Consider the following 26,536-nt stretch of genomic DNA (forward strand, 5'->3'; position numbering starts at 1 on the left):
GATTCCGGTGGACGCACACCTCGCGTCATCAAGGCCGTGCACGTGCCTCGCTCAGGACCATGGTGAGGCCTGGAGGCGTCCGTCAGCCGCGGCACCCTCGCCCCAGACAGCCGCAAGCAGCGCGCGACGCCGGTCAAGGGCGCGGCTCTTGCCAATCCCCATTCCCGCATCCCCAATCTCGGCCCGAAGCAAGATTGCCCGCCTACCGGCGCCTCGCTACAGTGGCGCCATGCCCAGTCTGATCCTGTTGATGATCGCCGGCGCCGCGGTGTTCGCGTTCTGGAACGCCTCGCGCGCTGCCGCCGAACGCGCCGAAATCCTCGGCCGCAATGCCTGCAAGGCTGCCGATGTGCAGTGGCTGGACCAGAGCGTGCACGGTACCGGCCTGCGCCTGCGGCGCCTGCCCAACGGCTGGCTCGGCTTCGAGCGCAGCTTCCGCTTCGACTATTCCTACGATGGCACCGACCGCCACAGCGGGCGCCTGGTGTTGCTCGGCGACCAATTGATCGCCTTCAGCGGGCCGTCGGTGGCCAGCGTGAGCAGCCTGCAGGAAGCGCGCGCGCAGCGCGACTGAGCCGAGTCATCACGACTGCGCACCAATGGCGTGCGGCCTCCGGGCGACAGCAAAGGTGAGGTCGACACCGCTTCGCGTGCCACCTGGAATGGACGGCGACCGTCCTCGATCCTCGACACCGGCGCGTCCAGCGGACATTCGCAGGGATACGCCCCGCCTGTTGCAGGAGCGGTTTCAGCCGTGATCGGCTTTACCGGTAACGCCCGTCGCGGCTGAAGCCGCTCCTACGACGGAACGCGGTGCGTGGGATGCGTGCGCACCGAAAACACCAACGCGCGGGGCCAACGCGCGACCACCGAGGCCGCGCATCCGCTGCTTACTTGACCACGCGCAGGCGCGGGCGCTTGCCGGCGTCGTCGGAACCGCCCGGACGCGGCGGTGGCGGGGTGTCGTCGCCCGGTGGCTCGCTGGCGCCGTGGATATCGTCCGGCAGCGCCATGCCCTGCCCGGTTTCGCGCGCGTAGACCGCCAACACGGCCGACATCGGCACCTGCACCGGGTAGCTGACGCCGCCGAAGCGGGCAGTGAAGCTGACCCCGTCGTTGTCGATCTGCAGACGTACCACCGCGCGCTCGGCGATGTTGAGCACCACCCGCCCGTCCTTGACCGCGCTCGGCGGCACCTGCACGCCGGGCAGGCCCGCATCCACCAGGATGTGCGGGGTCATGCCGTTGTCGTTGATCCATTCCACCAGCGCCCGCAGCAGGTACGGGCGATGGCTGGTCATGCGGGAAGTGTCTTCGGTCATGCGCCCATTCTACGTGCCGGCGCGCGACGCCGGTACAGCTCGGAACACAGCGGGGACCGCGCGACGGACGGCATCATGCCGGCAGGTCGCGCAGTTTCTTTTCCTGGTCGGTCAGGCTGCGGATGAAACCGGGATTGCGGAAGATGCGGTTGCCGTAATCCTCGATCGCCTTGCCGTCCTTCGGCAGCGGGATGTCCAGCGCCTGCAGGCGCCAGATGATCGGCGCCATCGCGCAATCGGCCAGGCTCATCTCCGGATTGAGGAAGAACTTGCTGGCCTTGAACAGCGGCACCGAGGCGGTCAGCAGTTCCTTCAGGCGCTTGCGCCCGGCTTCGGCCTGGGCCTTGTTGCCGAGCTGGATCGCCTGCACCTGCGGCACCCAGTCGTGCTCGATGCGCAGCATCGCCAGGCGCAGGCGTGCGCGCGAGAGCGGGTCGACCGGCATCAGCGGCGGATGTGGATAGCGTTCGTCCAGGTACTCGCTGACCACCGAGGCGGCGTAAAGCACCAGCTCGCGCTCGACCAGCGTCGGCACGGAATGGTAGGGATTCAGGTCGATCAGGTCTTCCGGCGGATTCTGCGGATCCACCGCCACGAAATCGTAGGTCACACCCTTGGCCGCGAGCACCAGGCGGACGCGGTGGCACAGGACATCATCCGTGGAGGAAAACAACGTCAAGGTATTTCGCATGCGCAAACTCGCCGCCATTCAAGGCTCTCCGACGGCCGGAATCCGCCGGCCGCATCGACGCCGCCCGCACATTGCGGACGGTCGTCACGGCCCCTGAGTGTGCAACCCTCGCTCACAAAAGCCAATAGGATGAACAGGGGATCGGCTCAGCAACGGTGCAGCCGGGAGGCGGCCGAAACGGCCGCCGCTCAATGCACGTCCTTCCAGTATTCCTTCTTCAGCAGATAGGCCAGGAAGGTCAGCAGCGCCAGGAACAGCACCACCCACACGCCCAGACTCTGCCGCTTCAGCGCCGCCGGCTCGCCGGCGTATTCGAGGAAATTGCTGATGTCGCGCACGGTCTGGTCGAACTCGACCGGGCTCTGCTTGCCCGGCGTCGCCAGCTGCAGCCGCTCCACCGGCTTGTCCACGCCCGGCTGCTCGGCCTTGCCGTAGACCGGCTGTTGCAGGCCCTGCAGGTCCCACAGCGGATTGGGCATGGAGGCGTTGGCGAACAGCTTGTTGTTCCAGCCCAGCGGCCGCGACTGGTCGAGATAGAACGACTTGAGGTAGGTGTAGACCCAGTCAGTACCGCGCACGCGGGCGATCAGACTCAGGTCCGGCGGCGCCTTGCCGAACCACTTGGTCGCCGCATCGTGCGGCATCGCCGTCTCGATGTGTTCGCCGATCTTGGCGCCGGTGAAGTTGAGGTTGTGCATCACCTCGTCCTCGCTCAGGCCCAGATCCTCGGCCATGCGCTGGTAACGCAGGTACTTCAGCGAATGACAGCCGGAACAGTAGTTCATGAACAGCTTGGCGCCGCGTTGCAGCGAGGCGCGGTCGCCCAGGTCGTTGCCGGCCTGCAGGGTGGCGCCGCCCTCGGCGGCCATGGCCGAGGCGGAGAGCAGCAAGGCCGACGCGAAGCCAGCGAGCACGGCGATCAGGCGCTTAGTCATGGCTGCTCACCCGCTCCGGCACCGGCTTGGTTCGATCCAGCGAGGTCCATATCGGCATCGTCAGGAAGAAGGCGAAATACAGCACGGTCAGCACGCGGCCGATGTAGGTCTCGATGATCTCGGTGCCGGGGCCGGAACCGATCACGCCGAGCCAGACGAAGCACACCACCAGGATTCCCAGCATCACCCGCGAGATCCAGCCGCGGTAGCGGATCGACTTGACCTTGGCGCGGTCCAGCCAGGGCACCAGGAACAGGATCGCGATCGCCGAGAACATCACCAGCACGCCGCCGAGCTTGTTCGGCACCACCCGCAACATCGCGTAGTACGGGGTGTAGTACCAGACCGGCTTGATGTGCTCCGGCGTCACCAGGCGGTTGGCCTCGGTGAAGTTGTCGTGTTCCAGGAACAGGCCGCCGAAGCCGGGCACGAAGAAGATGATGAAGGCGCCGATCATCAGCAGGAAGCCGACGCCGACCAGGTCCTTGACCGTGTAGTACGGATGGAACGGGATGCCGTCGGCGGGCTTGATCGGGCTCCAGCGGTTGCCCTTGGGACCCTTCTTGATCTCCACGCCGTCGGGGTTGTTGGAACCGACCTCGTGCAGTGCGCCCAGGTGCAGCACCACCAGCAGCAACAGCACCAGCGGCAGGGCAATCACGTGCAGGGCGAAGAAGCGGTTGAGCGTGGCGTCGGACGGCAGGTAGTCGCCCATGATCCACTCGGTCAGGCCGTTGCCGATCACCGGGATCGCGCCGAACAGCGAGATGATCACCTTGGCGCCCCAGAACGACATCTGCCCCCAGGGCAGCACGTAGCCCATGAAGGCTTCGGCCATCAGCACCAGGTAGATCAGCATGCCCAGGATCCACACCAGCTCGCGCGGCTTCTTGTAGCTGCCGTACATCAGCCCGCGGAACATGTGCAGGTACACCACGATGAAGAACAGCGATGCGCCGGTGGAGTGCATGTAGCGGATCAGCCAGCCCCACTCGACGTCGCGCATGATGTACTCGACCGAGTTGAACGCCTCGGCCGCGCTGGTCTTGTAGTGCATCGTCAGGAAGATGCCGGTGACGATCTGGTTGACCAACACCACCATGGCCAGCGAGCCGAAGTAGTACCAGAGGTTGAAGTTCTTCGGCGCGTAGTACTCGGTGACGTGCTTGCGGTAGAACGGCATCAGCCCAGGGGCGCGCTCGTTGACCCAGTCGAACACGTTGCCCGCGGTGCGGGTGAGGATGTTGTCGGCCATGACTTATGCCCCTCCCTTCGCGGACGCGCTCGGGTCCACGCCGATCACCAGCGTGTTGTCGTCCTGGTAATGGTGCGGCGGCACCAGCAGGTTGATCGGCGCCGGCACCCCCTGGAACACGCGTCCGGACATATCGAAGCGCGACTTGTGGCAAGGGCAGAAATAGCCGCCCTTCCAGTCGGGGTCGTAGGGTTCGGGACGGATCTCGGCGACCATTTCCGGCGAGCAGCCCAGATGGGTGCACAGGCCGACCAGCACCGAGACGTCGGGCTTGATCGAGCGGTACTCCGGATTCTTCAGTACGTAGTCCGGCTGCTGGTCCTTGTTGGTGGACTCCGGATCCTTGAGCCGGCCGTCGAGCGACGGCAATGCATCGAGCATCGCCTTGGAACGCTTGACGATCCAGATCGGCTGGCCGCGCCACTCCAGGATCAGGCGCTGGCCTTCCTGGAGAGCACTGATGTCGGCGGTGACCGGCGCGCCGGCCAGCTTGGCCTTTGCGCTCGGATTCCAGGACTTGATGAAAGGAACCGCGACGAACCCCGCACCGACCGCGCCCACGACGGACGTGGTGGCGGTGAGAAAGCGGCGGCGTCCTACATTTACAGAATCGTTGACCCCATCGTTGGCCATCCGGCACTCCGATCTGTGATTGGGTAGCGTGAGGCTGCCAGCAGCTCGGTGGGGGTCGAGCCGCACTGAATCCACTGCAGTGTAGCGGAACCCTTAACGCGCCGACAATGGACGCGCAACGCCTCCTGCCGGGCCTCGGCGACGGCTCAATGCGCGGTCGCCAGCACGCCGCGGTAGCGCTCGGCGAGCACGCCCACCCGTTGCACGTAGCGTTGGGTCTCGCTGTACGGCGGCACCCCGCCGTGTTTGTCTACCGCGCCCTCGCCGGCGTTGTAGCCGGCCGCGGCCAAGCTGAGGTTGCCGTTGAAGCGCTTCAACAGCCACGCCAGGTACTGCACGCCGCCGCGAATGTTTTGCGCTGCATCATACGAATCGCTGACGCCGAAGCGGCGTGCGGTCGGCGGCATCAGTTGCATCAGCCCCTGCGCGCCGGCGCGACTGAGCGCCGTCGGGTTGTACGCGGACTCGGCGTGGATGATGGCGCGCACCACCGCTTCGTCGACCCCGTACTCGCGCGCGGCGGCGGCGATCTCGCTCTGGTAGGCGGTGGTGTTCAGGCGCACCGCACCGAAGTTGACCCCCGGGTTGGCGCAGGCGTAGCAGGTCTCCATGAAGCTGTAGCGGATCGTGCGCACCGCGCCGAGATTGGCGACCTGGGTCGGACGCGCACTGGTGTAGTGGCGTACGCCGTCCTTCATGTACGAATACAGCTGGCCGCTGACCAGGCGTCGCGATGCACCGCTGTTGCCTGGCGGCACCGGCGCCACCCGGTTGGGCACAGCGTTGGCGGTGACCGGGGCCGGAACAGCGACCGGCGCGCTGATCAGGGTGGCCGGCGCCACGGTGCCGGCGCTGGCGATGACGCCGCGGCTGGGTGGCCGCTCGGTACTGGCCCTGGCCGGCGCCGGCGCCGGGGCGGTCCGCGCGGCACGGCGGTCGGGGGTGTAGCGGCCGATCACGCTGCAGCTGGCGCCGGACACGCGCTTGCTGCCGTAGCTGGGCACGCCGTCGTTGCCCGTGCACTTGTACAGGGTGCCGGCGCTGGCCGGCGCAGCCGTCAACGTGGCGAGTCCCAGCCCCAGGAGCCACAGCATCCCCTTCATGACGGCGAGTGTCCCAACTTCCCCGGCACTTGCCAAGTCCGCGTCGCCCGGGCGGCGGTGCGGCGGCGCGGCGGCGGGGCTGGCCGGTGCCGAGGGCGCGGGCGCGCGGCCTATTCGGCTGGCTCCGGCGCCGGCACCTGCTCCAGCAACGCGTTCAGCATCTCGCGCAGCGCCGTCCGCACCTCGGGCGTGGCCTCCAGTCCGACGAACGGCACGCCGATGGTCAGCAACTGCGCCGCCAGCCACGGCACCGCGTCGGCCAGCAGCGACAGCCGGCAGTGGCCGTCGGCCTCGTCCTGCAGGGTGCCGCACCACAGCGGAATGCGCGCGCCCAGTTCGGCGACACTGCCGGGCAGCCGCACGCTGAGGGCGAAGCCCAGTGCCTGCGGGCTGTAGCGAATCGCCGCATCGACCATGGCCGCCGGTTCCTGCGGCGGCAGGCGCACCGCCACCGCCGCGCCGAGCTGCAAGGGCGGCACGATGCGCTCGGCGCGGAAAGTGCGCCAGTCGGCACGGTCGCGGTCCCAGGCCAGCAGGTACCAGCGGCGGCCGGCGTTGACCAGGCGCAAGGGCTCGACCAAGCGCTGGCTGGTGCGGCCGGCATGGTCGCGGTAGGCGAAGCCGAGCAGGCGCCGGTCGCGACAGGCGCTGGCGACGCCGATCAGCACCCGCGTGTCCGGCCGCAGAGGATCCTGGCCCAGCGCCAGGGTCGCCCCCTGCAAGGCTTCGGCACGCCGTCGCACCTGCGCCGGCAGCAGCGGTTCGAGCTTGGCCAGCACCCGCACCGCGGTGTCCTCCAGGCCGGCCATGCTGGCGCAGGCGGCGCGCAACGCCACCGCGACCGCGACCGCCTCGTCCTCCTCGAACAGCAGTGGCAGCATCTGCGCGCCCGCGGCCAGCCGGTAACCGCCGCCGACGCCTGCCGCCGCCTCCACCGCATAGCCCAGCGCGCGCAACCGCTCCACGTCGCGGCGCAGGCTGCGTCGGTCCACCCCCAGCCGCGCCGCCAGCTCGGCACCGGACCAGAGCCGGCGGGTCTGCAGCAGGGCGATCAGGCGCAACAGGCGGGCGGCGGGCGATGACATCGGCGCACGCTATTGCGGACAGAAGCTGTCCGCAATGGGGTCTAGGCTGTCCGCACCGACCACCCAGGAGCCGCACATGACCACCGACCGCCACGTCACCCTGTTCCACAACCCGCAGTCGCGCTCGCGCGGCGTGCTGATCCTGCTCGAGGAGCTGGGCGCCGACTACGCCATCGAGCGCATCGACTTCGATCGGCAGGCGCAACTGGCGCCGGCGTATCTGGCGATCAACCCGATGGGCAAGGTGCCGGCGATCGTGCATGCCGGCGCGGTGGTCACCGAACAGGGCGCGATCTACCCTTACCTGGCCGACCTGTATCCCGAAGCCGGGCTGGCGCCGCCGATCGGCGACCCGCTGCGCGGCCCCTACCTGCGCTGGCTGGCGTTCTACGGTGCCTGCTTCGAACCGGCGCTGGTCGATCGCGCGCTCAAGCGGGCGCCGGCGCCGCGGGCGATGTCGCCGTATGCCGACTGCGACACCGTGCTGGCGGTAGTGGACGCACAGCTGGCGCGCGGCGATTACCTGCTCGGCGACCGCTGCAGCGCCGCCGACGTGCTGTGGGGCAGCGCGCTGGGCTGGATGCTGCAGTTCGGCCTGCTCGATCCACCGGCGCCGACCCGCGCCTACGCGGAACGCATGGCGGCGCGGCCGGCGGTGCAGCGCGCGCTGGCGGTGGATGCCGCGGCCGGCTAAGAGTCGCTAACGCAACGTCGCGAGCAGTCGCCAGATGGGTGCGGACGGCGCGCAGGAACCGCAGTGCATGAGTGGTACATGAGGATTCCGAGCACCGTCCGCGCCCGCCTGGCGGCTGCGCAGCAGGTTTGTCAGCCGCTCTCGGACCTGCGCCCGCGCGCCGGCACGAGTAGACTAGCCGGCTTCCTTTCCACCCGCCTGGATTAAGCGCCATGCCCGGGACCGTCCTGCATCCCCTGCCCTCCGCCGGCACCGCCGCCGCACCCGCGCCGGTGCGCGGCAAGCTGTACATCAAGACCCACGGTTGCCAGATGAACGAGTACGACTCGGCCAAGATGGCCGACGTGCTCGCCGCGTCCGAGGGCCTGGAGCTGACCGACAACCCGGAAGAAGCGGACGTGGTCCTGGTCAACACCTGCTCGATCCGCGAGAAGGCGCAGGAGAAGGTGTTCAGCCAGCTCGGCCGCTGGAAGGCGCTGAAGGCCGGCGGCAAGCCGGTGATCATCGGCGTCGGCGGCTGCGTGGCCTCGCAGGAAGGCGAGGCCATCGTCAAGCGTGCGCCCTACGTGGACCTGGTGTTCGGCCCGCAGACCCTGCACCGGTTGCCGGAACTGATCCGTGCGCGGCGCGCATCGGGCAAGTCGCAGGTGGACATCAGCTTCCCCGAGGTCGAGAAGTTCGACCGCCTGCCGGAACCGCGCGCCGAAGGCCCCTCGGCCTTCGTGTCGATCATGGAAGGCTGCTCCAAGTACTGCTCGTTCTGCGTGGTGCCCTACACCCGCGGCGAGGAGATCAGCCGGCCGTTCGAGGACGTGCTGGTGGAAGTGGCGCAACTGGCCGCGCAGGGCGTACGCGAGATCAACCTGCTCGGCCAGAACGTCAACGCCTACCGCGGCCCCTACGCCGATGCCGAGGCCGGCGAGGAAGCGCAGGTCGCCGACCTGGGCCTGCTGATCCGCAGCATCGCGCAGATCGAGGGCATCGGCCGCATCCGCTTCACCACCTCGCATCCGCTGGAGTTCAGCGACTCGCTGGTGGAGGCCTACCGCGATGTGCCGCAGCTGGCCAACTACCTGCACCTGCCGGTGCAGGCCGGCAGCGACCGCATCCTCAGCGCGATGAAGCGCGGCTACACCGCGCTGGAGTTCAAGCAGAAGATCCGCAAGCTGCGCGCGGTGCGCCCGGACATCTCGATCAGCTCGGACTTCATCGTCGGCTTTCCCGGCGAGAGCGACGCCGACTTCGACAAGACCATGAAGCTGATCGAGGACGTGGGTTTCGACCAGAGTTTCTCTTTCATCTATTCGCGGCGCCCGGGCACGCCCGCCGCCGACCTGGAAGACGACACCCCCGAGGCGGTCAAGCATGCGCGGCTGGCGCGGCTGCAGGCGCACATCAACGCGCATGCGCAGCAGATCTCGCAAAGCATGATCGGCAGCGTGCAGACCGTGCTGGTGGAAGGCCCGTCGAAGAAGAACCCGGCCGAGCTGACCGGCAAGACCGAGAACATGCGTTCGGTGAACTTCCCCGGCCACCCGCGCCTGATCGGCCAGTTCGTCGAGGTGACGATCACCGAGGCGCTGAGCAATTCGCTGCGCGGCCGCCTGCACCTGGCCGAGGACGACGCCGCGGCCTGAGCGAACGCGACACGCGCCCGCAGACATCCCAAGCTCCCATCATCTCGCGTCGCGGCTGAGCCGCTCCCACAGGAGCGCGGCCGGCGCAGCGGATGCACTGTGGGAGGGACTTCAGTCCCGACTGCAGCCAGCCTGGGAACGCATGGGCGCCTTGCGTTGTCATGCGGGCTCTCCGCCGCTGCGGGTACCGTCGCGATCGGACAGGTGCGATTTTTTCGCCACCACAGGCCGGCGCCTTGCGCAGCAAGGCGTTCGCGCCGTTGTCCACAGGCTTTTGGACAATCGATCCACATCCATTGTGGACAACGTCGCCATCACACTGGTGGCGCCGCGCCTGCGTGCACCGATCCGCGAAGCGCACCTCCACCGCAGCGGCCTGCGCACCACGACGTCGCCGCCGCACGCCCTTCACTGGCCCGGCTACGCGCTGCGCGCTACCCTTTGCGCCCCTCGTTTTTCGACGTCGCCACCGGCGGCGTGCGCCCGCCATGACCACCCCTGCGCAACGCGACTTCACCCTGGATCCCGCCGACACCGAGCGCCTGGCCAATCTGGCCGGCCCGTTCGATGCGCACCTGCGGCAGATCGAACTGCGCCTGGGCGTGGAGATCTCCAACCGCGGCAACGTGTACCGGGTGACCGGGCCGGAGCAGGCGGTGGCGGCGGCCGAGCGGCTGCTGCAGGCGCTGTACGCCGAGGCCGACCAAGTCGCCTTCGATGACCAGGAAATCCACCTGCGGCTCAACCAGTCCAACATCGACCAGGTGGCGCAGCGCGCGTACCAGCCGCAGGACGTGGCGATCAAGGTCAGGCGCGGCACCGTGCGCGGGCGCGGCGCCAACCAGGCCAAGTACCTGCACCAGATCGCCACCCACGACATCAACTTCGGCATCGGCCCGGCCGGCACCGGCAAGACCTTCCTGGCCGTGGCCAGCGCGGTGGAAGCGCTGAACGAGTCGCGGGTGCAGCGCCTGATCCTGGTGCGCCCGGCGGTGGAGGCCGGCGAGAAGCTGGGTTTCCTGCCTGGCGACCTCAGCCAGAAGGTCGATCCCTACCTGCGCCCGCTGTACGACGCGCTGTACGAGATGCTGGGCGTGGAGAAGGTGGTCAAGCTGCTGGAAAAGAACGTCATCGAGATCGCGCCGCTGGCGTACATGCGCGGACGCACCCTCAACGACGCCTACGTGATCCTGGACGAAGCGCAGAACACCACCATCGAGCAGATGAAGATGTTCCTGACCCGCCTGGGCTTCGGCAGCACCGCCGTGGTCACCGGCGACCTGACCCAGATCGACCTGCCCAAGCACGTCAAGTCCGGCCTGCGCGATGCCATCGAGGTGCTGCACGAGGTGGACGGGGTCAGCTTCACCTTCTTCGAGGCGCGCGACGTGGTCCGGCATCCGCTGGTCGCGCGCATCGTCAACGCCTACGAGAAGCGCGACGTGGTCGACCGCGCCAGCGGCCCATCGGCATGATCCGGCCCTGGCCCGGCCTGCTGGCAGCGCTGCTTGGCGTGGCCGGCAGTGCCGGCGGCCAGACGCCGGATGCTCCATCAGCACGGGATCCGGCGCCGCAACGCATCGCCCTGGCGCAATCGTTGAACCCACCCTGCCTGTCGATCGAGCGGGACACGGCCAGCATCGGCCTGCCGCGCGACGTCCTGGAGCGCGCCGCGGCGATCGCACGCACCTCGCCGACCGCGCCGCGCGACGACGAAGCGCAACGCCTGGCCTGGATCGCCGGCACGCGTGCACAAGGCCTGCTGGATGCGGCGAGCAGGGACGGCGCGAACGCACGCCGCGACCGCTTCGGCTGCACGGCACTCGCGCTCGCGCAAGTGCCCACCGATAGCCTTTATCTGGTCGGCGACCAGCTCGAACGCGGCCAGGCCGCCGTGTGGCTGACGGCAGCGGCGCGCTTCGCCGCCACGGTCGAGGTCCGGCGCAGCAATCCGCGCTGCCAGCACGGCCCGATGGGCAGCACGGTGTACGTGGCAGAAGCGGAGAAGACCCCGCTGCTGTTCCTGATCGCGTGCGTGACCTGAGTCCGCTGTAAAGCTGTAATTGCGTCGCACGTTTACGGCCCTGTTGCGCCACGCACGCCACTGCCATGGTGGCGGTCGAGATCGAGGGCGCCGATGACGGGAAGTCGCCCTGAGCCGCCGCACGCGCGATACTGTGCGCCCACCGCTGTACTCGGCCGTCTGCCATGACCAAAGGTCCCGTCCGCCTCGATGTCGGCGTCAGCTACGCCCTGCCCCGTGCCGGGCTGCCGGCGGCGCCGAGCTTCCGCAAATGGGTCGCCGCGGCGCTGAAGGGCCGCATCCGCGAGGCCGACCTGGCGATCCGCCTGGTCGACGACCGCGAAGGCCGCGCCCTCAATCAGCACTACCGCGGCAAGGACTACGCCACCAACGTGCTCAGCTTCCCGGCGGAACTGCCGGAGGGGCTGCCGAAGGGCATCAAGCTGCCGCTGCTCGGCGACCTGGTGATCTGCGCGCCGGTGGTGGCGCGCGAAGCCGCCGAACAGGACAAGCCGCTCAATGCGCACTACGCGCACCTGACCGTGCACGGCGTGCTGCACCTGCTCGGCTGGGACCACGAGGACGACAAGGAAGCCGAGGCGATGGAGCAACTGGAGCGCGAGATCCTCGCCGACCTCGGCGTCTCCGACCCCTACGCCGGCGAACGTTGATCCGGCGACGGCGACGCGGCACCTTTGCAGCATTCCGCAGGAGATCGCCACGCATGGATGCCCCTACCGCCCCGCAATCCCGACAGGCACGCGCAGCCCAGCACTGGCAAGGCCTCGCCGTCCTGGTCTGGGCGCTTGGCCTGAGCTGCCACGTCTACCTAGGCCTGATCCGGCCAGCGCCCGCGTTCGGCGGCAGCGGCGGCCTGTCCGCGCCCATCCAGGCGGCATTGGGCCTGTTGACCCTGTTGGTGCTGGCGACCACGCCCAGCGCCTAGCGCTGGCTGTACCGGCGCCGGCACCGCACAGACGCTGAACCAGTCCGCATCCCGGTGCGCGCCGGACGCGTGGCCCTGCTGTGCCCGCTGGCATTCGCGGCATGGCCGTGCCTGTCCGGCCTGCGCCGGCACATCGATGCGAACAACACGCTGCTGGCGTTGTCGCTGCTGTTCCTCGCCGCCGGATTGCTGACCCTGCCAAGCGCCTGGCAATGGCTGCGGCAGACACGGCGTTCCAGCGTGGTGCACGAATCGAGTTCATCGGCCGGGTAATCCGGGCGTCGTCCCCTCTGGCTTCGCCACTACCAGCCGCACGCCAGTCTCTGAGAGATAGCCGCGCCGTTGGAGCCGCCGCGGCAAGCGCGGGCACGACCATGCCTGCGTACCACACCCATTACCTCCCCGCGCTGGTCAAGCGCAGGCGCCGGCGGTAACGTGGCCGCGCGGCGATCGCCGCAGCCCCGTTTTCCTTCGAGGTTCCGTGCGTTGATCCGTCCCTCGCTCGTCCTGCTCGCGCTCGCCTGCGCCGTTCCTGCGGCGATCGTCGCGCCGTCCACTGCAGCGCCCGCCGCTGCCGCGGCCGCCGATCCGGCCACCGACCTGCCGGCACTGCTGGAATGCCGCCAGCACGTGGCCGACTTCATGGCGCTGGCGCCGCTGCTGGCCGATCCGCTGAAGGCGGTGGCGCACGGCTGGCGGCCGCTGCCGCAGTCCAACCTGTTCATGACCGAATACGCGCTGACCCGGCCGATCCAGGTGTTCGGCTACAGCAGCGAGCGCATCGCCTTCTCCGGCGCCAGCATGATGGCGATCCTGGACCTGCCCGATCCGCGGCCGCTGGCCAAGCGCCTGAACCTGGAAGCGGCGGTGGACACCCCGGAGAAGGCCATGTTCGGCCGCGAAGTGCTCAGCCGCGACGTCCACGATCCCAAGACCGGCGAGCCGATGATCGAGTCGATCATCCTCAGCGTGTCCACGGTGAAATCGCATCCCGGCAAGACCCTGGCCGGCTGCAGCTACAGCCTGGATCTGCCCGAGGAACCCGGTGCGCCCCCTGCGCCGGACGCCCTGCACACGCCGCCCAAGGGCGGCTGAACCCGCGCCGGCGGCCCTGCCGGCACCGGCCGGCGGCGTCGCGATGCTGTCGCGACCGCCCTGCTAGACTTGGGCTTACCGCCCGTTCGATCGGGCGCCTAGCCCCAGAACATGTCTGAAGACGGACCGAGTAGCTCCTCCCCCGAATCCCACGAAAAACGTCGCGGCTGGCTGGAACGCCTGACCTCGGTGTTCTCCGGCGACCCGCACACCCGCGACGATCTGGTCGAGGTGCTGCGCGACGCACAGCACGATGGCCTGATCGCCGCCGACACGCTGCGCATGATGGAGGGCGCGCTGTCGGTCTCCGAACTCACCGTCGGCGACGTGATGGTGTCGCGCGCGCAGATGGTCTCGCTGCCGGTGGAGTCGCGCTTCCTCGACCTGATGAAGCAGGTGGTCGAATCCGGCCATTCCCGCTTCCCGGTGCACGGCGACAACAAGGACGACATCCTCGGCATCCTGCTGGCCAAGGACCTGCTGCGCGGCGTGGTCGCCGATGACGGTCCGGGCACGGTGCGCGAACTGCTGCGCCCGGCGGTGTTGATCCCCGAGTCGAAGAAGCTCAACGTGCTGCTCAAGGAGTTCCGGCTCTCGCGCAACCACATGGCGATCGTGGTCGACGAGTACGGCGGCGTGGCCGGGCTGGTGACCATCGAGGACGTGCTGGAGCAGATCGTCGGCGACATCGACGACGAGCACGACGACGCCGAGGACGAGGCCTCGCTGATCGCCGCGCAGGCCGACGGCCAGTACGTGGTGGACGCGCTGACCCCGATCGAGGATTTCAACGAGCGCTTCGGCGCCGACTTCCCCGACGACGACTACGACACCGTCGGCGGGCTGGTCACCGAAGCGATCGGCCACCTGCCCGAGACCGGCGAGGAATTGACCCTGGGGCGGTTCGCATTCCGCGTGGCGCGGGCCGACGCGCGCCGGGTGCAGGCCTTCCACGTCACCATCCTGCCGCCCGCCGCGCAGGACGGCGCTTGAGCGCGCGCACCGCGCCGCGCACCAGCGCGGCCTGCTGGCTGGGGATGCTGCTGGCGCTGTGGGCCGGGCTGGCCTTCGCGCAGACCGCGCCTGCGGATCCGGCGGCACCGCCGCCGCTGGCCGCACCGGCAGCCACGACGGCTGCGACCACCGCCGCCGACGCCAACGACCCCGCGCCGCGCATCGGCGTGGCGACGATGCAGCCCGGCGAAGTGTTCTTCGAGCGCTTCGGCCACGACGCCATCGTGGTGCTCGACCCGCGCACGGGCCAGGCCACCTCGTACAACTTCGGTTTCTTCGACCCCAGCGAACCGGGCTTCGTCGGCCGCTTCGCCGCCGGCGACATGCGCTACTACCTGGTCGCGCTGCCGCTGCAGGAGGATCTGCAGCAGTACCGCGAGGCCGGCCGCGGCGTCGACATCCAGTGGCTGGACCTGGCGCCGGCGCAGGCGCGTGCGCTGGAGCAGGCGCTGGCCTGGCGTGCGCGCCCGGAGAACGCCCGCTACCGCTACGACTACTACACCGCCAACTGCGCCACGATGGTCCGCGACGCGCTGGACCGGGCCATGGGCGGGGCGCTGCACGCGCAACTGTCCGGCCGCTCGCGCGGCAACACCTACCGCAGCGAATCGGTGCGCCTGGCCTCGCCGGCGCCATGGATGTGGCTGGGCTTCGACCTGGGCCTGGGCCCGTACGCCGACAAGCCGCTGTCGCGCTGGGAAGAGGCGTTCGTGCCGATGCGCCTGGCCGAGAGCCTGAACGAGGTGCGCAACAGCGAAGGCCGCCCGCTGGTGCAGGCGCGCCAGCAGTTGCTGCCGCAGCGGCTGCCGCCGGAACCGCCGGAACAGCTGCGGCACTGGTGGCCGTGGCTGCTGGTCGGGCTGGCCGCGGCGGCGGGCGTGCTCGCGCTGGGGCGCCGCCCGCGCTGGCTGGCCGCGCTGGCGCTGCCGTTCTGGCTGCTGTGCGCGCTCGGCGGCGCGGTCCTGCTGTATCTCTGGGGCTTCAGCGAGCATCGCGCCGCCTGGGGCAACCGCAATCTGCTGCTGCTGGATCCGCTGTGCCTGCCGCTGCTGTTCGGCGGTCTTGCGGTACTGCGCGGGCGCCGCCCCGGGCGCTGGTTCGACGTGCTGCTGTGGCTGGTGGTAGCGCTGGCCGGCGCCGCGCTGCTGATCCACTGGCTGTCGATGCTGCAGCCGCAGTTCAACGTGCAATGGATCGCGCTGCTGCTGCCGGTGCACGCGGCGCTGGCCTGGGCGCTCACCCGCCCTCGCCCGCAGCCCTGATACCGTCCAGCCACCTCAGCACGCGCGCCTGCGCCGAACCCGATCCCGCCATGGCCTCCGCGACCGCCAATCCCGCCTGCGTCATCAATTGCGTGCACTACGACGGCCACGGCCGTCGCCACGACATCGCCCTGGAGCAGATCAGCGACGTGCTGGCCGGCCACGACGACGGCTTCGTCTGGGTCGGCATGTACGAGCCCGGCGACGCCGTGCTGCAGCAGCTCAAGGAAGAGTTCCAGCTGCACGAACTGGCGATCGAGGACACGCGCAAGGCGCACCAGCGGCCCAAGGTCGAGGCCTTCGGCAACTCGCTGTTCCTGGCGGTGCACACCGCGCAGGTGATCGACGAGCGCATCGTCTACGGCGAGACCCACGCCTTCCTCGGCGAGCGCTTCCTGCTGACCGTGCGCCATGGCGCCTCGCTGCCTTATGCGCCGGTGCGCGAGCGGCTGGAACGCGAGGCGTCGCTGATGAAACTGGGCCCCTCGTACGCGCTGTACGCGGTGCTGGACTATGTGGTGGACAACTACCAGCCGATCCTCGACGCCTTCCGGCAGAGCCTGGAGCGGCTGGAAGCCGACATCTTCGCCGAGTCGTACCGCCGCGATACCGCGATCCGCCTGTACGAACTCAAGCGCGAACTCAACCAGATGCGTCTGGCGGTGGCGCCGCTGCAGGACGTGCTGGCGCACCTCAAGCGCCACCCCGGCCCGCTGATCGCCGAGGAAGTGCGCCTGTACGTGCGCGACGTGCTCGACCATGCGGTGCGCACCAACGACGCCATCGACACCCTGCGCGAGATGCTGGGCACCGCGCTCAGCGTGAACCTGTCGCTGGTGACCCTGGCCCAGGGCGAAACGGTCAAGCGCCTCGGCGCCTGGGCCGCCCTGCTCGCCGCCCCGACCCTGATCACCAGCTGGTACGGCATGAACTTCAAGCAGATGCCGGAACTGGAATGGCCCTGGGCCTACCCGCTGATGGTCGGCGGCGTGGCCGCGGTGTGCGTGGCGCTGTATGTGGCGTTCAAACGGGCGAGGTGGTTGTGAGGCCGGGATTGGGGAGTCGGGATTGGGGATTCGTTGAAGCGGTGCGCTGCGGCTGATGGTTTAAAGCCTGGGTTGCACGGGATGCATCAGTGGAGGGGATCCGCATTTGCGAATCCCCAATCCCGACTCCCCAATCCCCGCCTCAAGCCACATAGACCGTCTTGATGTTCATGAACTCGTGGATGCCATGCTCGGCCAGTTCGCGGCCGAAGCCGGAGCGCTTGATGCCGCCGAACGGGAGGCGGACGTCGCTCTTGACGATGGCGTTGACGAAGGCGGCGCCGCACTCGAGTTGGCAGGCCACGCGTTCACCGCGGGCAGGGTCGCGGGTCCAGACGCTGCCGCCGAGGCCGAACGTGGTGTCGTTGGCCACGCGCACCGCTTCCGCTTCGTCGGCCACACGCAGGATCGCCGCAACCGGGCCGAACAGTTCCTCGTCGTAGGCCGGCGTGCCCGGCACCACCTGGTCGAGGATCGACGCGGGATAGCCGGCATGGCTGTCGCGCTCGGGCTCGCAACCGAGCAGCGGCTTTGCCCCCTTGGCGATGCTGGCTTGCACCTGCTTGTGCAGTTCGTCGCGCAGATCCTGGCGCGCCATCGGCGCCAGCGTGGTCGTCTCCTCCTGCGGGTCGCCGAGGCGACGCTCGGCAGCGGCGGCCACGAAGCGGCGCACGAATTCGTCGGCGATCGCCTCCACCACCACGAAGCGCTTGGCCGCAATGCAGGTCTGCCCGGCGTTGTCGAAGCGCGACTTCACCGCCGCGGCCACGGTGGCGTCGAGGTCGGCGTCGTCCAGCACCACGAAGGCGTCACTACCGCCCAGTTCCATCACGCACTTCTTCAACTGCCCGCCGGCGTTGGCGGCGATGGAACGGCCGGCGCGCTCGCTGCCGGTCAGGGTGACCGCGGCCACATGTGCATCGCGCAGCACCTCGGCGGCCTGGTCGTTGTCGATGTGCAGCACGTCGAACACGCCGGCCGGCAGACCGGCATCGGCCAGCACCTTGGCGATCGCGTCGGCGCAGCGCGGCACGTTGCTGGCGTGCTTGAGCAGGGCGACGTTGCCGGCCATCAGCGCCGGCGCCAGGAAGCGGAACACCTGCCAGATCGGGAAGTTCCACGGCATCACCGCCAGTACGCAGCCCAGCGGTTCGTAGCGCACGTAGCTGCGCTGCGCATCGGTGGCCACCGCCTGCTCGCGAAGGTACTCGGCGGCGTGCTCGGCGTAGTAGTCGCAGGCCGCGGCGCACTTGTCGAGTTCGGCCAGGGCTTCCTTGCGCAGCTTGCCCATTTCCGCGGTCATCACCCGCTGGATCGCGTCGCGCTGTTCGCGCAACTGCGCACCGACCTTGCGCAGCAGCGCGCCGCGCTGCTCCAGCGGCGTCGCCGCCCAGCCCGGGAACGCCCGCGTCGCGGCGGCCAGGCGCTGTTCGACGGCGGCGGCATCCATCAGCTCGAGACTGTATTCGACCTGGCCGTTGGCCGGATTGACGGTGTCGTAAGGCATCGCGCGGACTCCTCGAAAAAAGTGCGATCAGCCTAGCGCCGCAAAGGTTGCGGCGGCGTGGCGATGGTGCCGAGTGCGATGGCTCACAGTGTTCCGCGCGGCCCCAGGAGACAACTGTGACTCGGCCGCGATAAGCGACATCATCGACGCATCCGGGCTCCCTGCGTCGGGACTGAAGTCCCTCCCACAAGGAGCGGCTGTCGTCGGCGCTGCCGCCAACACGTGCGCGGCAGACAAGGGTTCCGCCGCTGCTACAGGATGGCGCCCTAACCCACCTGCTGCTGGGCCAGTTGGATATCGCGCTGACGCCGCTTCTCGCTGCGCGCCATCAGCCACCAGCCGACGACGGCGGCGATCGACACCGCCAGCACCATCAGCGTGGCCAGCGCATTGATCTTGGGCTTCAGGCCCATGCGCACCGAGGAGAACACGGTCATCGGCAGCGTGGTCGAATCCGGACCGGCGACGAAGTTGGCGATCACCACGTCGTCCAGCGACAGGGTGAACGCCAGCAGCCAGCCCGACACCAGCGCCGGCGCGATGATCGGCACGGTGATCAGGAAGAACACCTTGAGCCGGTTGGCGCCCAGGTCCATCGCCGCCTCTTCCAGCGAGCGGTCCAGCTCCTGCAGGCGCGAGGACACCACCACGGTGACGAAGGACAGGGTGAAGGTGACATGCGCGGCCCAGATCGCCATCACGCCCTTGGGCGGAATGCCGAGCACGCCGCCCATCGACACCAGCATCATCATGATCGACAGGCCGATGATCACCTCCGGCATCACCAGCGGCGCGGTCACCAGCGCGCCGAACAGGCTCTTGCTGGGGAAGCGGCGGAAGCGGGTCATCGCCATCGCCGCCAGCGTGCCGAGCACCATCGACGCGGTGGCGGTCCAGAACGCCACCTTCAGGCTGATCCACGCCGCCTGCAGGATCTGCCGGTCGCGCAGCAACTCGCCGTACCACTTGATGGAGAAGCCGGCCCACACCGTCGCCAGCTTGGACGCGTTGAACGAATACACCATCAACAGCAGGATCGGCAGGTACAGGAAGGCGAAGCCAGCGCCCAGCACCGTCCAGCGCAGCACCGTGCCCATGCCGCCGCGCGCGCCGCTCATGCCTGGCCGCCTTCGAGCTGGCGCTGCTGGTAGCGGTTGAAGATCAGGATCGGTACCATCAGCAGCGCCAGCATCGCGATCGCCACCGCCGAGGCGGTCGGCCAGTCGCGGTTGTTGAAGAACTCGCCCCACAGCACGCGGCCGATCATCAGCGTGTCCGGGCCACCGAGCATCTCGGGGATCACGAACTCGCCCACCGCCGGGATCATCACCAGCATGCAGCCGGCGACGATGCCCGGCCGCGACAGCGGCAGGGTCACGGTCAGGAACGCCTTCCACGGCGGCGCGCCGAGATCGTAGGCGGCCTCGAGCAGGCGCTGGTCGAGCTTGACCAGGGTCGCGTACAGCGGCAGCACCATGAACGGCAGGTAGCAGTAGACGATGCCGATGTAGGCGGCGACCGGGGTATAGAGAATATGCAGCGGCGCATCGATCAGGCCCAGCGCCAGCAGTGCCCGGTTGAGCACGCCGTTGCTGTCGAGGATGCCGATCCAGGCATAGACGCGGATCAGGAACGAGGTCCACGACGGCAGCACCACCAGCATCATCGCGATGTTGCGCGCCGACGGCGACAGCCGCGCGATCGCGTAGGCCATCGGGTAGCCGATCAGCAAGGTCAACACGGTGGAGATGCCGGCGATCTTGATCGAGCCCCAGTAGGCCTCGATGTACTGGTGGTCGCGCAGCAGCGCCAGGTAGTTCTGCAGGGTCAGCTTCAGCGTCAGCACGCCGTCGCGGACTTCGAGCAGTTCGCTGTACGGCGGGCTGCGGATCGCCTGCTCGGCGAAGGAGATGCGCAGCACGATCAGGAACGGGATCGCGAAAAACAGCAGCAGCCACAGGTACGGCGCGGCGATGACCAGCCAGCGCATCGCCGGCAGCGAGCGCAGGCGCAGGCGCTGCTGCAGGCGCAGCCGCGGCGTCGGCTCGGGCGGCACCGGCACGACGGGCGCGCTCATGCGGTCAGCACCACGCCGTCGTTGTCGTCCCACGACACCCACACCGTGTCGCCCCAGGTCATGCCTTCGCTGTCCCAGCGCTTCTGGTTGGCGAAGTTGGACTGCACGCGGATGCCGCTGGGCAGGCGCACGTGGAAGATCGAGTGGCTGCCGAAATAGGCGATATCCTCGATGGTGCCCAGGGCCTTGTTGTAGATCTGCTCCGGCTCGCCCTTGGTGATCCAGACCTTTTCCGGACGCACCGCGAACGCCACCTCCTGCCCTTCCACGCCGGTGATGCCGTGGCTGATGTAGATCGGCACCGGGAACTGCGGGCACAGCACGGTCACATGGTCGGGGTGGTCCTCGCCGATGCGGCCCTCGAACATGTTCACCGAGCCGATGAACTCGGCGACGAAACGGCTGTTCGGCGACTCGTAGATGTCGCCCGGCGTACCGACCTGGCGGATGCGCCCCTGCTCCATCAGCGCAATGCGCGTGGCCATGGTCATGGCCTCCTCCTGGTCGTGGGTGACCATCACGCAGGTCACGCCCGAGGTCTCGATGATGGACACCAGCTCCAGTTGCATCTGCGAGCGCAGCTTCTTGTCCAGCGCACCCATCGGCTCGTCCAGCAACAGCAGTTTCGGCCGCTTGGCCAGCGAGCGCGCCAGCGCCACGCGCTGCTGCTGTCCGCCGGAGAGCTGGTGCGGCTTGCGCTTGCCGAGCGTGCCCAGCCGCACCAGCTCCAGCATCTCGCCGACGCGGCTGGCGATGGCGCTGCGCGACAGCCCGTCCTGCTTCAGCCCGAAGGCGATGTTCTGCTCCACGCTCATCTGCGGGAACAGCGCGTAGGACTGGAACATCATGTTGAGCGGGCGCTGGTACGGCGGCAGCCCATCTAGCGTCTGGCCGTCGAGCACGATGCGGCCGCGGCTGGGCTGCTCGAACCCGCCCAGGCAGCGCAGCAGCGTCGACTTGCCGCTGCCGGAGCCACCGAGCAGCGCGAAGATCTCGCCCTGGCCGATGTCCAGGTCGATGTCGTCCAGCGCGACGAAGCCGTCGAACTCCTTGCGCAGGCCGGCTATGGACACATAGCCGGTGCCCTTGGCCGGCGGCGGCGCCGGCAGATGGTCGGTTCTCGCTTCGCTCAACGCCATCGCTGATTCCCCGTAAAGCACGCCGTCGTGCGGAGCGCCGCTGCAGTGGCGACCGCGGCGCGGTGAGCTTCAGTGTAGCTGTGACGGCGCGGGATTCGGGAATCGGGATTGGGGATTCGTAACAGCAGCGCGCGCTCACTGCGCCGTGGCTGGCACTGGCGCGGACGCTGGTGCCTCAGGCGCCGCCCAGCCCAGGCCCAGCCCAGGCCCTTCAGTGTGGCTGCGGCCGTTGTGTCGGCGATACCGCAGTGGCCACGCCGAGGCGCGGCGGCGGCGGGATTCGGGAATCGGGATTGGGGATTCGTAACAGCAGTGCGCGCTCACTGCGCCGTGGCTGGCACTGGCGCGGACGCCGATGCCGGCGTTTCCGCCCAGCCCAGGCCCAGGCTCTTCTGCAAGGCTACGTAGCGCAGCAGCACCTGGGTATGCGCCTGCAGTGCGCTGTCCTGCGCCGAGGCCTGCTGGCGCTGCACGTCCAGCGCATCGATCAGCGACGAGGCGCCGGCGGCATAGCGTTGTTGCAGCAGCGCGGCGGAACGATCCGCGCTGGCCGCGGCCTTGTCCGCCGCCAGCGCCTGCTGGCGCGCGCCGCCGAACCGCGCCAGCGCGCCGTTGGCGTCCTGCAGCGCGGCCAGCACCGTGCCCTCGTAGGCGGCCAGGCGTGCGGCGTTGCCGGCGCGGGCCTGCTCGACCTTGGCGCGGGTGCCGCCGAAATCGAAGATCGACCAACGCAGGAACGGCGCCACCACGCTATTGACCGCGTCGCGGCCGAGATCGCCCGGCGAGGTCGCGGCCATGCCGATGTTGCCCAGCAGCGTGACCTGCGGGAAATACGCGGTCAGCGCTTCGCCGATCTTCGCCGACGAGGCCGCCAGCTGGCGCTCGGCGCGGCGCACGTCCGGGCGCCGGCGGATCAGCGCGCCGGCATCGTCCACCGGCACCGTTGCCGGCAGCGTCGGCAACGGCCGGTCCGCGGCCAGTTCGGCGTCGAGCGCGCCCGGCTCGCGGCCGATCATCAGCGCCAGTTGGTCCAGCGCAACCTGCGCCTGCGCCTGCAGGTCCGGCAGCACCGCCTCCTGCTGCTGCAGCTGCGCCTGTGCGCGCTCCACCTGCAGGTCGGCGTCGGCGCCGCGCTCGCGGCGCTGGCGGGTCAGTTGCAGGGTCTGGCGGGCGGCCTCCAGATTGCGCTGGGCCACGGCCATGCGCGCACGGGTGCTGCGGTAGCCCAGGTAGGCCTGCCCCACTTCGGCGGCGATCTGCACCTGGGTGTCGGCCAGGTCGGCCTCGTCGGCCTGGGCATCGGCCAGTGCGCCCTCGCTGGCACGGCGGCGGCGGCCGAAGAAATCCAGTTCCCAACTGGCATCGATACCGACGCTGTAGAGCTGCGCGCGCGGATCGATCTCCACCGGCTGGCCGGTGCCGGCGGCGATGCTGCCCAGGCGATCGGTCAGCGCATCCGGCGCATGCGCGTTGAGATAGGCGGCGTTGGCGCCGACGCTGGGCAACTGCTCGGCATGGCGCTGGTCGACCAGCGCGCGCGAGGCGCGCAGGCGCGCCTGCGCCACGCGCAGGTTCGGGCTGTGCTGCAGGGCCTGCTCGACCAGCATGGTCAACTGCGGGTCCTGCAGGGTGTCCCACCAGCGCTGCGGCGGCGGTGCCGGCACCACGCCGGCGGCGGCCGTGGCATCGGCGCGATGCAGCCGCGGCTGCGCCAGCGCCGCCTCGGCCACCGGCGGCGGCTTCACGTAGTCCGGGCCGAGCATGCAGGCCGTCAGCAGCGACGGCAGCGCGGCGGCGACGAGAACGCGGGAGAAACGCTGGGCCATGGAATCCTCAATGCATCGCGAGCGGGGCGCCGCCCTTGGGCAGCGGCTTGAGCAGGAACGCCAGTGGGATCGTGCAGACCACGATCACCCCGAAGATCCAGAACAGGTCGTTGTAGGTCATCACCAGCGCCTGCTGCTGCACCATCCGCGCCAGTTGCGCCAGCGACTGCATCGCCGCGCCGGCGCCGGAGACCGACTGCAGCTGCGCGGCGATGCCGTGCAGATAATCCTGCGCCAGTGGCGAGTTGGCAGTGGTACCGCTGCCGAGCATCTGCGTGTGGAACACCATGCGCCGCTCCTGGAAGGTGGAGATCAGCGCCAGGCCGATCGAACCGCCCATGTTGCGCGCGGCGTTGAACAGGCCCGAGGCATCGCCGGCCAGGTCCGGCGGCACCGAGGAGATCGCCGCCTGGTTGAGCGACATCATGGCCAGCGCCAGCCCGCAGCCCTGCAGCAGCTGCCCGGCGACGAAGTGCATGCCGACCGATTCGGCGGTGAGATGCATGTTGACGAAGCAGGCGGTGGCGAAGCAGGTCAGCCCGCCGAGCACCAGCACGCGCACGTCCACCGTGGTCAGCAGCTTGGGCATCATCGGCATCAGCAGCACGGTGGGGATGCCCGACAGCAGCACCACGTAGCCAGACTGCTCGGTGTTGTAGCCGGAGATCACCGCCAGGAACTGCGGGATCATGTACATGACCCCGAACAGGATCATGCCCACCGCCATCACCATCACGAACACCGCGCCGAAACTGCGCTGCAGCAGGATCGACAGGCGGATCACCGGCTGCCGGCTGAAGAACTGCGAGGCCACCAGGGCAATGAAGCCGACCAGCGAGACCACGCTCAGCAGCACGATCTCGGTGGATTCGAACCAGCGCTCGCGCTGGCCCTCCTCCAGCACCACGGTCAAGGCGCCCAGCCCCGCGGTCAGGCCGAAGATGCCGAGCCAGTCGGCATCCAGCAGCCCGCGCAGATACATGCGCTCGTGCGGCAGCCCGAGCAGCAGCAGCGCCACCAGACCGGCGCAGACCGGCACGTTGAGAAAGAACGCGTAGTGCCAACTGACGTTCTCGGTGAGCCAGCCGCCCAGCAGCGGCCCGATCACCGGGCCCAGGATTACGGTCATGCCGAACAGCGCCGTGCCCAGGGTCTGCTGCGCCGGCGGCAGGCGCGTGGCGACGATGGTCAGCGCGGTGGGGATCAGCGCGCCGCCGGCGAAGCCCTGACCGACGCGGCCGAGAATCATCATGGTCAGGCTGTTGGACAGCCCGCACACCACCGAGAAGAAGGTGAACAGCAGCGCGCAGATCAGCAGGAAGTTGCGCAGCCCGAGGGTGCGCACGAACCAGCCGGTCAGCGGGATCATCACGATCTCGGCGACCAGGTAGGAGGTCGAGATCCAAGTGCCCTCGGTACCGCTGGCGCCCACCTCGCCCTGGATGGTCGGCAGCGCGGCGTTGACGATGGAGATGTCCAGCGTCGCCATGAACGAGCCGATGGTGCCAGCGGCCACCGCCAGCCAGGCGCCGCTGTCGGCCTTTTGCGGCGCCTGCGCGCCAGCCGCCGCGGCCGCTTCGCTCACGGGGTGCGCCCGCGCGGGGCGACCGCATCCTGGCCCTGCGCGTCTTCTTCCTCCACGCGCTGCTTGGCGTCCTTGGCGCCGCGCGTATCGACGGTCACCGTCACCGACATGCCCGGCACCAGCACCTTGCGCGCCTCGGCGCCGGCCTTGAGGCGGATCCGCACCGGCACCCGCTGCACCACCTTGGTGAAGTTGCCGGTGGCGTTCTCCGGCGGCAGCAGCGCGAACTGCGACCCGGTGCCCGGGGCGATGCTCTCGACCACGCCATCCAGTTCCACGCCCGACAGCGCATCGACCTCGATCCGCGCCGGCTGCCCCGGCCGCATCAGCCCGACCTGGGTTTCCTTGAAGTTGGCGCTCAGGTACAGCGCCTCTACCGGCACCACGCTCATCAGCCGGGTGCCGGCGGCGACGAACTGGCCGACCTGCACGGTCTTGTCGCCGATGCGGCCGGCGATGCGCGCGGTCAAGCGGGTGTCCTCCACCGCCACCTGCGCCTGCGTGGCGTCGGCCTGGGCCTGCACCAGACCGGCCCGCGCCTGGTCGAGCTTGGCGCTGGTGCCCTGCACCTGGCTCTCGGCGGCGGCGACCTGGGCCTTGGCCGCGTCGAACTGCGCCTGCGCGCGTTCGCGGTCGTGGAGGATGCTTTCGTAGTGTTCGTGGGTGTCGGCGCCGGACGCGGCCAGCGGCCCGAAACGCTTGGCCTCGCCCTGGGCGAAGCGCAGGCTGGCAGCCGCCGCGGTGACCTGGGTGCGCGCCTGCAGCACGCTGGCGCGCTGCGCCTGCAACCCGGCCTCGGCAGCGGCGATGTCGGCCTGGCGCACCGCGATGACGGCCTGCGCCTGCTCCAGGGTGGCGCGGTAGGTGCGCGGGTCGATCTCCAGCAAGGGCTGCCCGGCGGCGACGGTCTGGTTGTCGCGCACGTACACCGCGGTCACGTAGCCGTTGACCCGCGGCGCCACCGCCACGGTGTCGGCCTGCAGATAGGCGTTGTTGGTCTCCTGCAGGTAGCGGCCGGTGGTGAGGTAGTAGATCAGCCACACCACCAGGCCGATCACCACCAGCAGGCCGATCAGCAGCAAGGTCCATTTGACCTTGGGGTTCTTCAGCGGCGACGGGGTGTCGGGCTTGCCGTCGTCGTCCTGGCCCTTGCCGTCACGGCGCTTGTCGTCCCGGGGCGTGCCGGACTGGCCCTGGTCGGCATGGGCATCGTGCGCGGCGGCGCGCCGCGGCGCCTGCGAGGAGTCTGGGTCGTGGTTGCTCAAGTCGCTGATTCCTGGGGAGAGGAAGAACGTCGCCGGGTCGGGACGGCGACACCACCAAACGGTAGCGTACGCCGGACGGCGCATTATTTGTACCGGCGAGTACAGAGTATGTGAGCATCGCGTGGCGGTGGCTCTGCGGCGTCTCCGCGATTGCGGAGGCTGTGCAGCGCCAGACCCGGCCGCTTGCATCGAGGGAGCGATGTCCCGGTCTCTCATCCCGATGGGTGCCATGTGTCCTATCAGGAAGGCCTGTCGCGGCTGAAGCCGCTCCTACGAGAAAACCTTTTTGCGCTGTCCGATCTCAACCGGGAGAGCCGGCGCGGTACCTGCCTACACCAGCAGACATCGTAGGAGCGGCTTCAGCCGCGACGAGCGAAGACGCCAGATGTCCCGTGC

26 protein-coding genes and 1 other RNA gene are annotated in these 26,536 nt (G+C 69.2%); 12 read left to right on the forward strand and 15 right to left on the reverse strand.

Annotation, left to right across the window (positions count from 1 at the left end; genetic code table 11):
• Positions 1 to 229: 229 nt before the first annotated feature.
• Positions 230 to 574 (forward strand): DUF3301 domain-containing protein, encoded by a 345-nt coding sequence (locus tag GGR71_RS00940; RefSeq protein ID WP_160957093.1) that lies wholly within the window; start codon positions 230 to 232, stop codon positions 572 to 574.
• A gap of 316 nt (positions 575 to 890) precedes the next feature.
• Here GGR71_RS00940 and GGR71_RS00945 read toward each other — a convergent pair whose 3' ends face one another.
• From GGR71_RS00945 to GGR71_RS00975, 7 genes are all read right to left on the reverse strand, one after another.
• Positions 891 to 1,322: a ClpXP protease specificity-enhancing factor gene (locus tag GGR71_RS00945; protein WP_010342123.1), complete on the reverse strand. Its 432-nt coding sequence runs from the start codon at positions 1,320 to 1,322 to the stop codon at positions 891 to 893.
• Positions 1,323 to 1,395: 73 nt separating this feature from the next.
• Positions 1,396 to 2,031 (reverse strand): glutathione S-transferase N-terminal domain-containing protein, encoded by a 636-nt coding sequence (locus tag GGR71_RS00950; RefSeq protein ID WP_010342124.1) that lies wholly within the window; start codon positions 2,029 to 2,031, stop codon positions 1,396 to 1,398.
• Between the two features lie 170 nt (positions 2,032 to 2,201).
• Positions 2,202 to 2,948 (reverse strand): cytochrome c1, encoded by a 747-nt coding sequence (locus GGR71_RS00955; protein WP_160957094.1) that lies wholly within the window; start codon positions 2,946 to 2,948, stop codon positions 2,202 to 2,204.
• Positions 2,941 to 4,203 carry a cytochrome b gene (locus tag GGR71_RS00960; protein WP_048489888.1) on the reverse strand — a complete coding sequence of 421 codons (1,263 nt, stop codon included), beginning with the start codon at positions 4,201 to 4,203 and terminating at the stop codon, positions 2,941 to 2,943. Before GGR71_RS00960 ends, GGR71_RS00955 begins: the two co-directional genes overlap by 8 nt.
• Positions 4,204 to 4,206: 3 nt before the next feature.
• Positions 4,207 to 4,836, reverse strand: a complete 630-nt coding sequence (gene petA / locus GGR71_RS00965; RefSeq protein ID WP_048489887.1) for a ubiquinol-cytochrome c reductase iron-sulfur subunit — start codon at positions 4,834 to 4,836, stop codon at positions 4,207 to 4,209.
• Between the two features lie 146 nt (positions 4,837 to 4,982).
• The gene (locus tag GGR71_RS00970; RefSeq protein ID WP_160957095.1) at positions 4,983 to 5,939 is read right to left on the reverse strand and encodes a lytic transglycosylase domain-containing protein; all 957 of its coding nucleotides are present in this window, start codon (positions 5,937 to 5,939) and stop codon (positions 4,983 to 4,985) included.
• A 110-nt stretch (positions 5,940 to 6,049) separates the two neighbouring features.
• Positions 6,050 to 7,024, reverse strand: a complete 975-nt coding sequence (locus tag GGR71_RS00975) for a helix-turn-helix transcriptional regulator (protein WP_160957096.1) — start codon at positions 7,022 to 7,024, stop codon at positions 6,050 to 6,052.
• Positions 7,025 to 7,100: 76 nt separating this feature from the next.
• Between GGR71_RS00975 and GGR71_RS00980 the strand changes: the two genes are divergently transcribed.
• Positions 7,101 to 7,718, forward strand: coding sequence for a glutathione S-transferase family protein (locus tag GGR71_RS00980; RefSeq protein WP_160957097.1), 618 nt, complete (start codon positions 7,101 to 7,103; stop codon positions 7,716 to 7,718).
• Positions 7,719 to 7,722: 4 nt separating this feature from the next.
• On the opposite strand, the gene GGR71_RS00985 is transcribed toward GGR71_RS00980, so the two are convergent.
• Positions 7,723 to 7,798, reverse strand: a non-coding RNA gene (locus tag GGR71_RS00985) — sX9 sRNA.
• 132 nt (positions 7,799 to 7,930) lie between these two features.
• Here GGR71_RS00985 and miaB point away from each other — a divergent pair.
• The 10 genes from miaB (at position 7,931) to GGR71_RS01035 (ending at position 16,741) form a co-directional block, all read left to right on the forward strand.
• Complete coding sequence (gene miaB, locus GGR71_RS00990) at positions 7,931 to 9,355, forward strand: tRNA (N6-isopentenyl adenosine(37)-C2)-methylthiotransferase MiaB (protein ID WP_160957098.1); 1,425 nt, start codon at positions 7,931 to 7,933, stop codon at positions 9,353 to 9,355.
• Positions 9,356 to 9,843: 488 nt separating this feature from the next.
• Positions 9,844 to 10,830 (forward strand): PhoH family protein, encoded by a 987-nt coding sequence (locus GGR71_RS00995; RefSeq protein ID WP_160957099.1) that lies wholly within the window; start codon positions 9,844 to 9,846, stop codon positions 10,828 to 10,830.
• The gene (locus GGR71_RS01000) at positions 10,827 to 11,399 is read left to right on the forward strand and encodes a hypothetical protein (RefSeq protein ID WP_160957100.1); all 573 of its coding nucleotides are present in this window, start codon (positions 10,827 to 10,829) and stop codon (positions 11,397 to 11,399) included. Before GGR71_RS00995 ends, GGR71_RS01000 begins: the two co-directional genes overlap by 4 nt.
• Before the next feature lie 164 nt (positions 11,400 to 11,563).
• The gene (gene ybeY, locus GGR71_RS01005; protein WP_160957101.1) at positions 11,564 to 12,049 is read left to right on the forward strand and encodes an rRNA maturation RNase YbeY; all 486 of its coding nucleotides are present in this window, start codon (positions 11,564 to 11,566) and stop codon (positions 12,047 to 12,049) included.
• Positions 12,050 to 12,102: 53 nt separating this feature from the next.
• Positions 12,103 to 12,324 (forward strand): hypothetical protein, encoded by a 222-nt coding sequence (locus GGR71_RS01010; protein ID WP_160957102.1) that lies wholly within the window; start codon positions 12,103 to 12,105, stop codon positions 12,322 to 12,324.
• Positions 12,325 to 12,378: 54 nt separating this feature from the next.
• Complete coding sequence (locus GGR71_RS01015; RefSeq protein WP_160957103.1) at positions 12,379 to 12,597, forward strand: hypothetical protein; 219 nt, start codon at positions 12,379 to 12,381, stop codon at positions 12,595 to 12,597.
• Between the two features lie 267 nt (positions 12,598 to 12,864).
• Positions 12,865 to 13,419 (forward strand): hypothetical protein, encoded by a 555-nt coding sequence (locus GGR71_RS01020; protein ID WP_343160781.1) that lies wholly within the window; start codon positions 12,865 to 12,867, stop codon positions 13,417 to 13,419.
• Positions 13,420 to 13,530: 111 nt separating this feature from the next.
• Entirely contained in the window at positions 13,531 to 14,412 is an 882-nt protein-coding gene (locus GGR71_RS01025; protein ID WP_160957105.1) for an HlyC/CorC family transporter, read from the forward strand.
• A 44-nt stretch (positions 14,413 to 14,456) separates the two neighbouring features.
• Positions 14,457 to 15,695, forward strand: a complete 1,239-nt coding sequence (locus GGR71_RS01030) for a lipoprotein N-acyltransferase Lnb domain-containing protein (protein WP_456362580.1) — start codon at positions 14,457 to 14,459, stop codon at positions 15,693 to 15,695.
• Between the two features lie 50 nt (positions 15,696 to 15,745).
• The gene (locus GGR71_RS01035; protein ID WP_010342143.1) at positions 15,746 to 16,741 is read left to right on the forward strand and encodes a magnesium and cobalt transport protein CorA; all 996 of its coding nucleotides are present in this window, start codon (positions 15,746 to 15,748) and stop codon (positions 16,739 to 16,741) included.
• Between the two features lie 142 nt (positions 16,742 to 16,883).
• Here GGR71_RS01035 and GGR71_RS01040 read toward each other — a convergent pair whose 3' ends face one another.
• The 7 genes from GGR71_RS01040 to GGR71_RS01070 form a co-directional block, all read right to left on the reverse strand.
• The gene (locus tag GGR71_RS01040) at positions 16,884 to 18,248 is read right to left on the reverse strand and encodes an NAD-dependent succinate-semialdehyde dehydrogenase (RefSeq protein ID WP_160957106.1); all 1,365 of its coding nucleotides are present in this window, start codon (positions 18,246 to 18,248) and stop codon (positions 16,884 to 16,886) included.
• Positions 18,249 to 18,514: 266 nt separating this feature from the next.
• Entirely contained in the window at positions 18,515 to 19,366 is an 852-nt protein-coding gene (locus tag GGR71_RS01045; RefSeq protein WP_160957107.1) for an ABC transporter permease subunit, read from the reverse strand.
• Positions 19,363 to 20,238 (reverse strand): ABC transporter permease subunit, encoded by an 876-nt coding sequence (locus tag GGR71_RS01050; RefSeq protein WP_267103668.1) that lies wholly within the window; start codon positions 20,236 to 20,238, stop codon positions 19,363 to 19,365. The genes GGR71_RS01045 and GGR71_RS01050 overlap by 4 nt, the downstream gene beginning before the upstream one ends.
• An 83-nt stretch (positions 20,239 to 20,321) precedes the next feature.
• Complete coding sequence (locus GGR71_RS01055) at positions 20,322 to 21,464, reverse strand: ABC transporter ATP-binding protein (protein WP_160957109.1); 1,143 nt, start codon at positions 21,462 to 21,464, stop codon at positions 20,322 to 20,324.
• A gap of 320 nt (positions 21,465 to 21,784) precedes the next feature.
• Positions 21,785 to 23,290: an efflux transporter outer membrane subunit gene (locus GGR71_RS01060; protein WP_160957110.1), complete on the reverse strand. Its 1,506-nt coding sequence runs from the start codon at positions 23,288 to 23,290 to the stop codon at positions 21,785 to 21,787.
• A gap of 7 nt (positions 23,291 to 23,297) precedes the next feature.
• Positions 23,298 to 24,875: a DHA2 family efflux MFS transporter permease subunit gene (locus tag GGR71_RS01065; RefSeq protein ID WP_160957111.1), complete on the reverse strand. Its 1,578-nt coding sequence runs from the start codon at positions 24,873 to 24,875 to the stop codon at positions 23,298 to 23,300.
• Positions 24,872 to 26,140 (reverse strand): HlyD family secretion protein, encoded by a 1,269-nt coding sequence (locus tag GGR71_RS01070; RefSeq protein WP_184451574.1) that lies wholly within the window; start codon positions 26,138 to 26,140, stop codon positions 24,872 to 24,874. Before GGR71_RS01070 ends, GGR71_RS01065 begins: the two co-directional genes overlap by 4 nt.
• Positions 26,141 to 26,536 lie beyond the last annotated feature (396 nt).

It is taken from the genome of Xanthomonas sp. F1 (assembly GCF_014199855.1).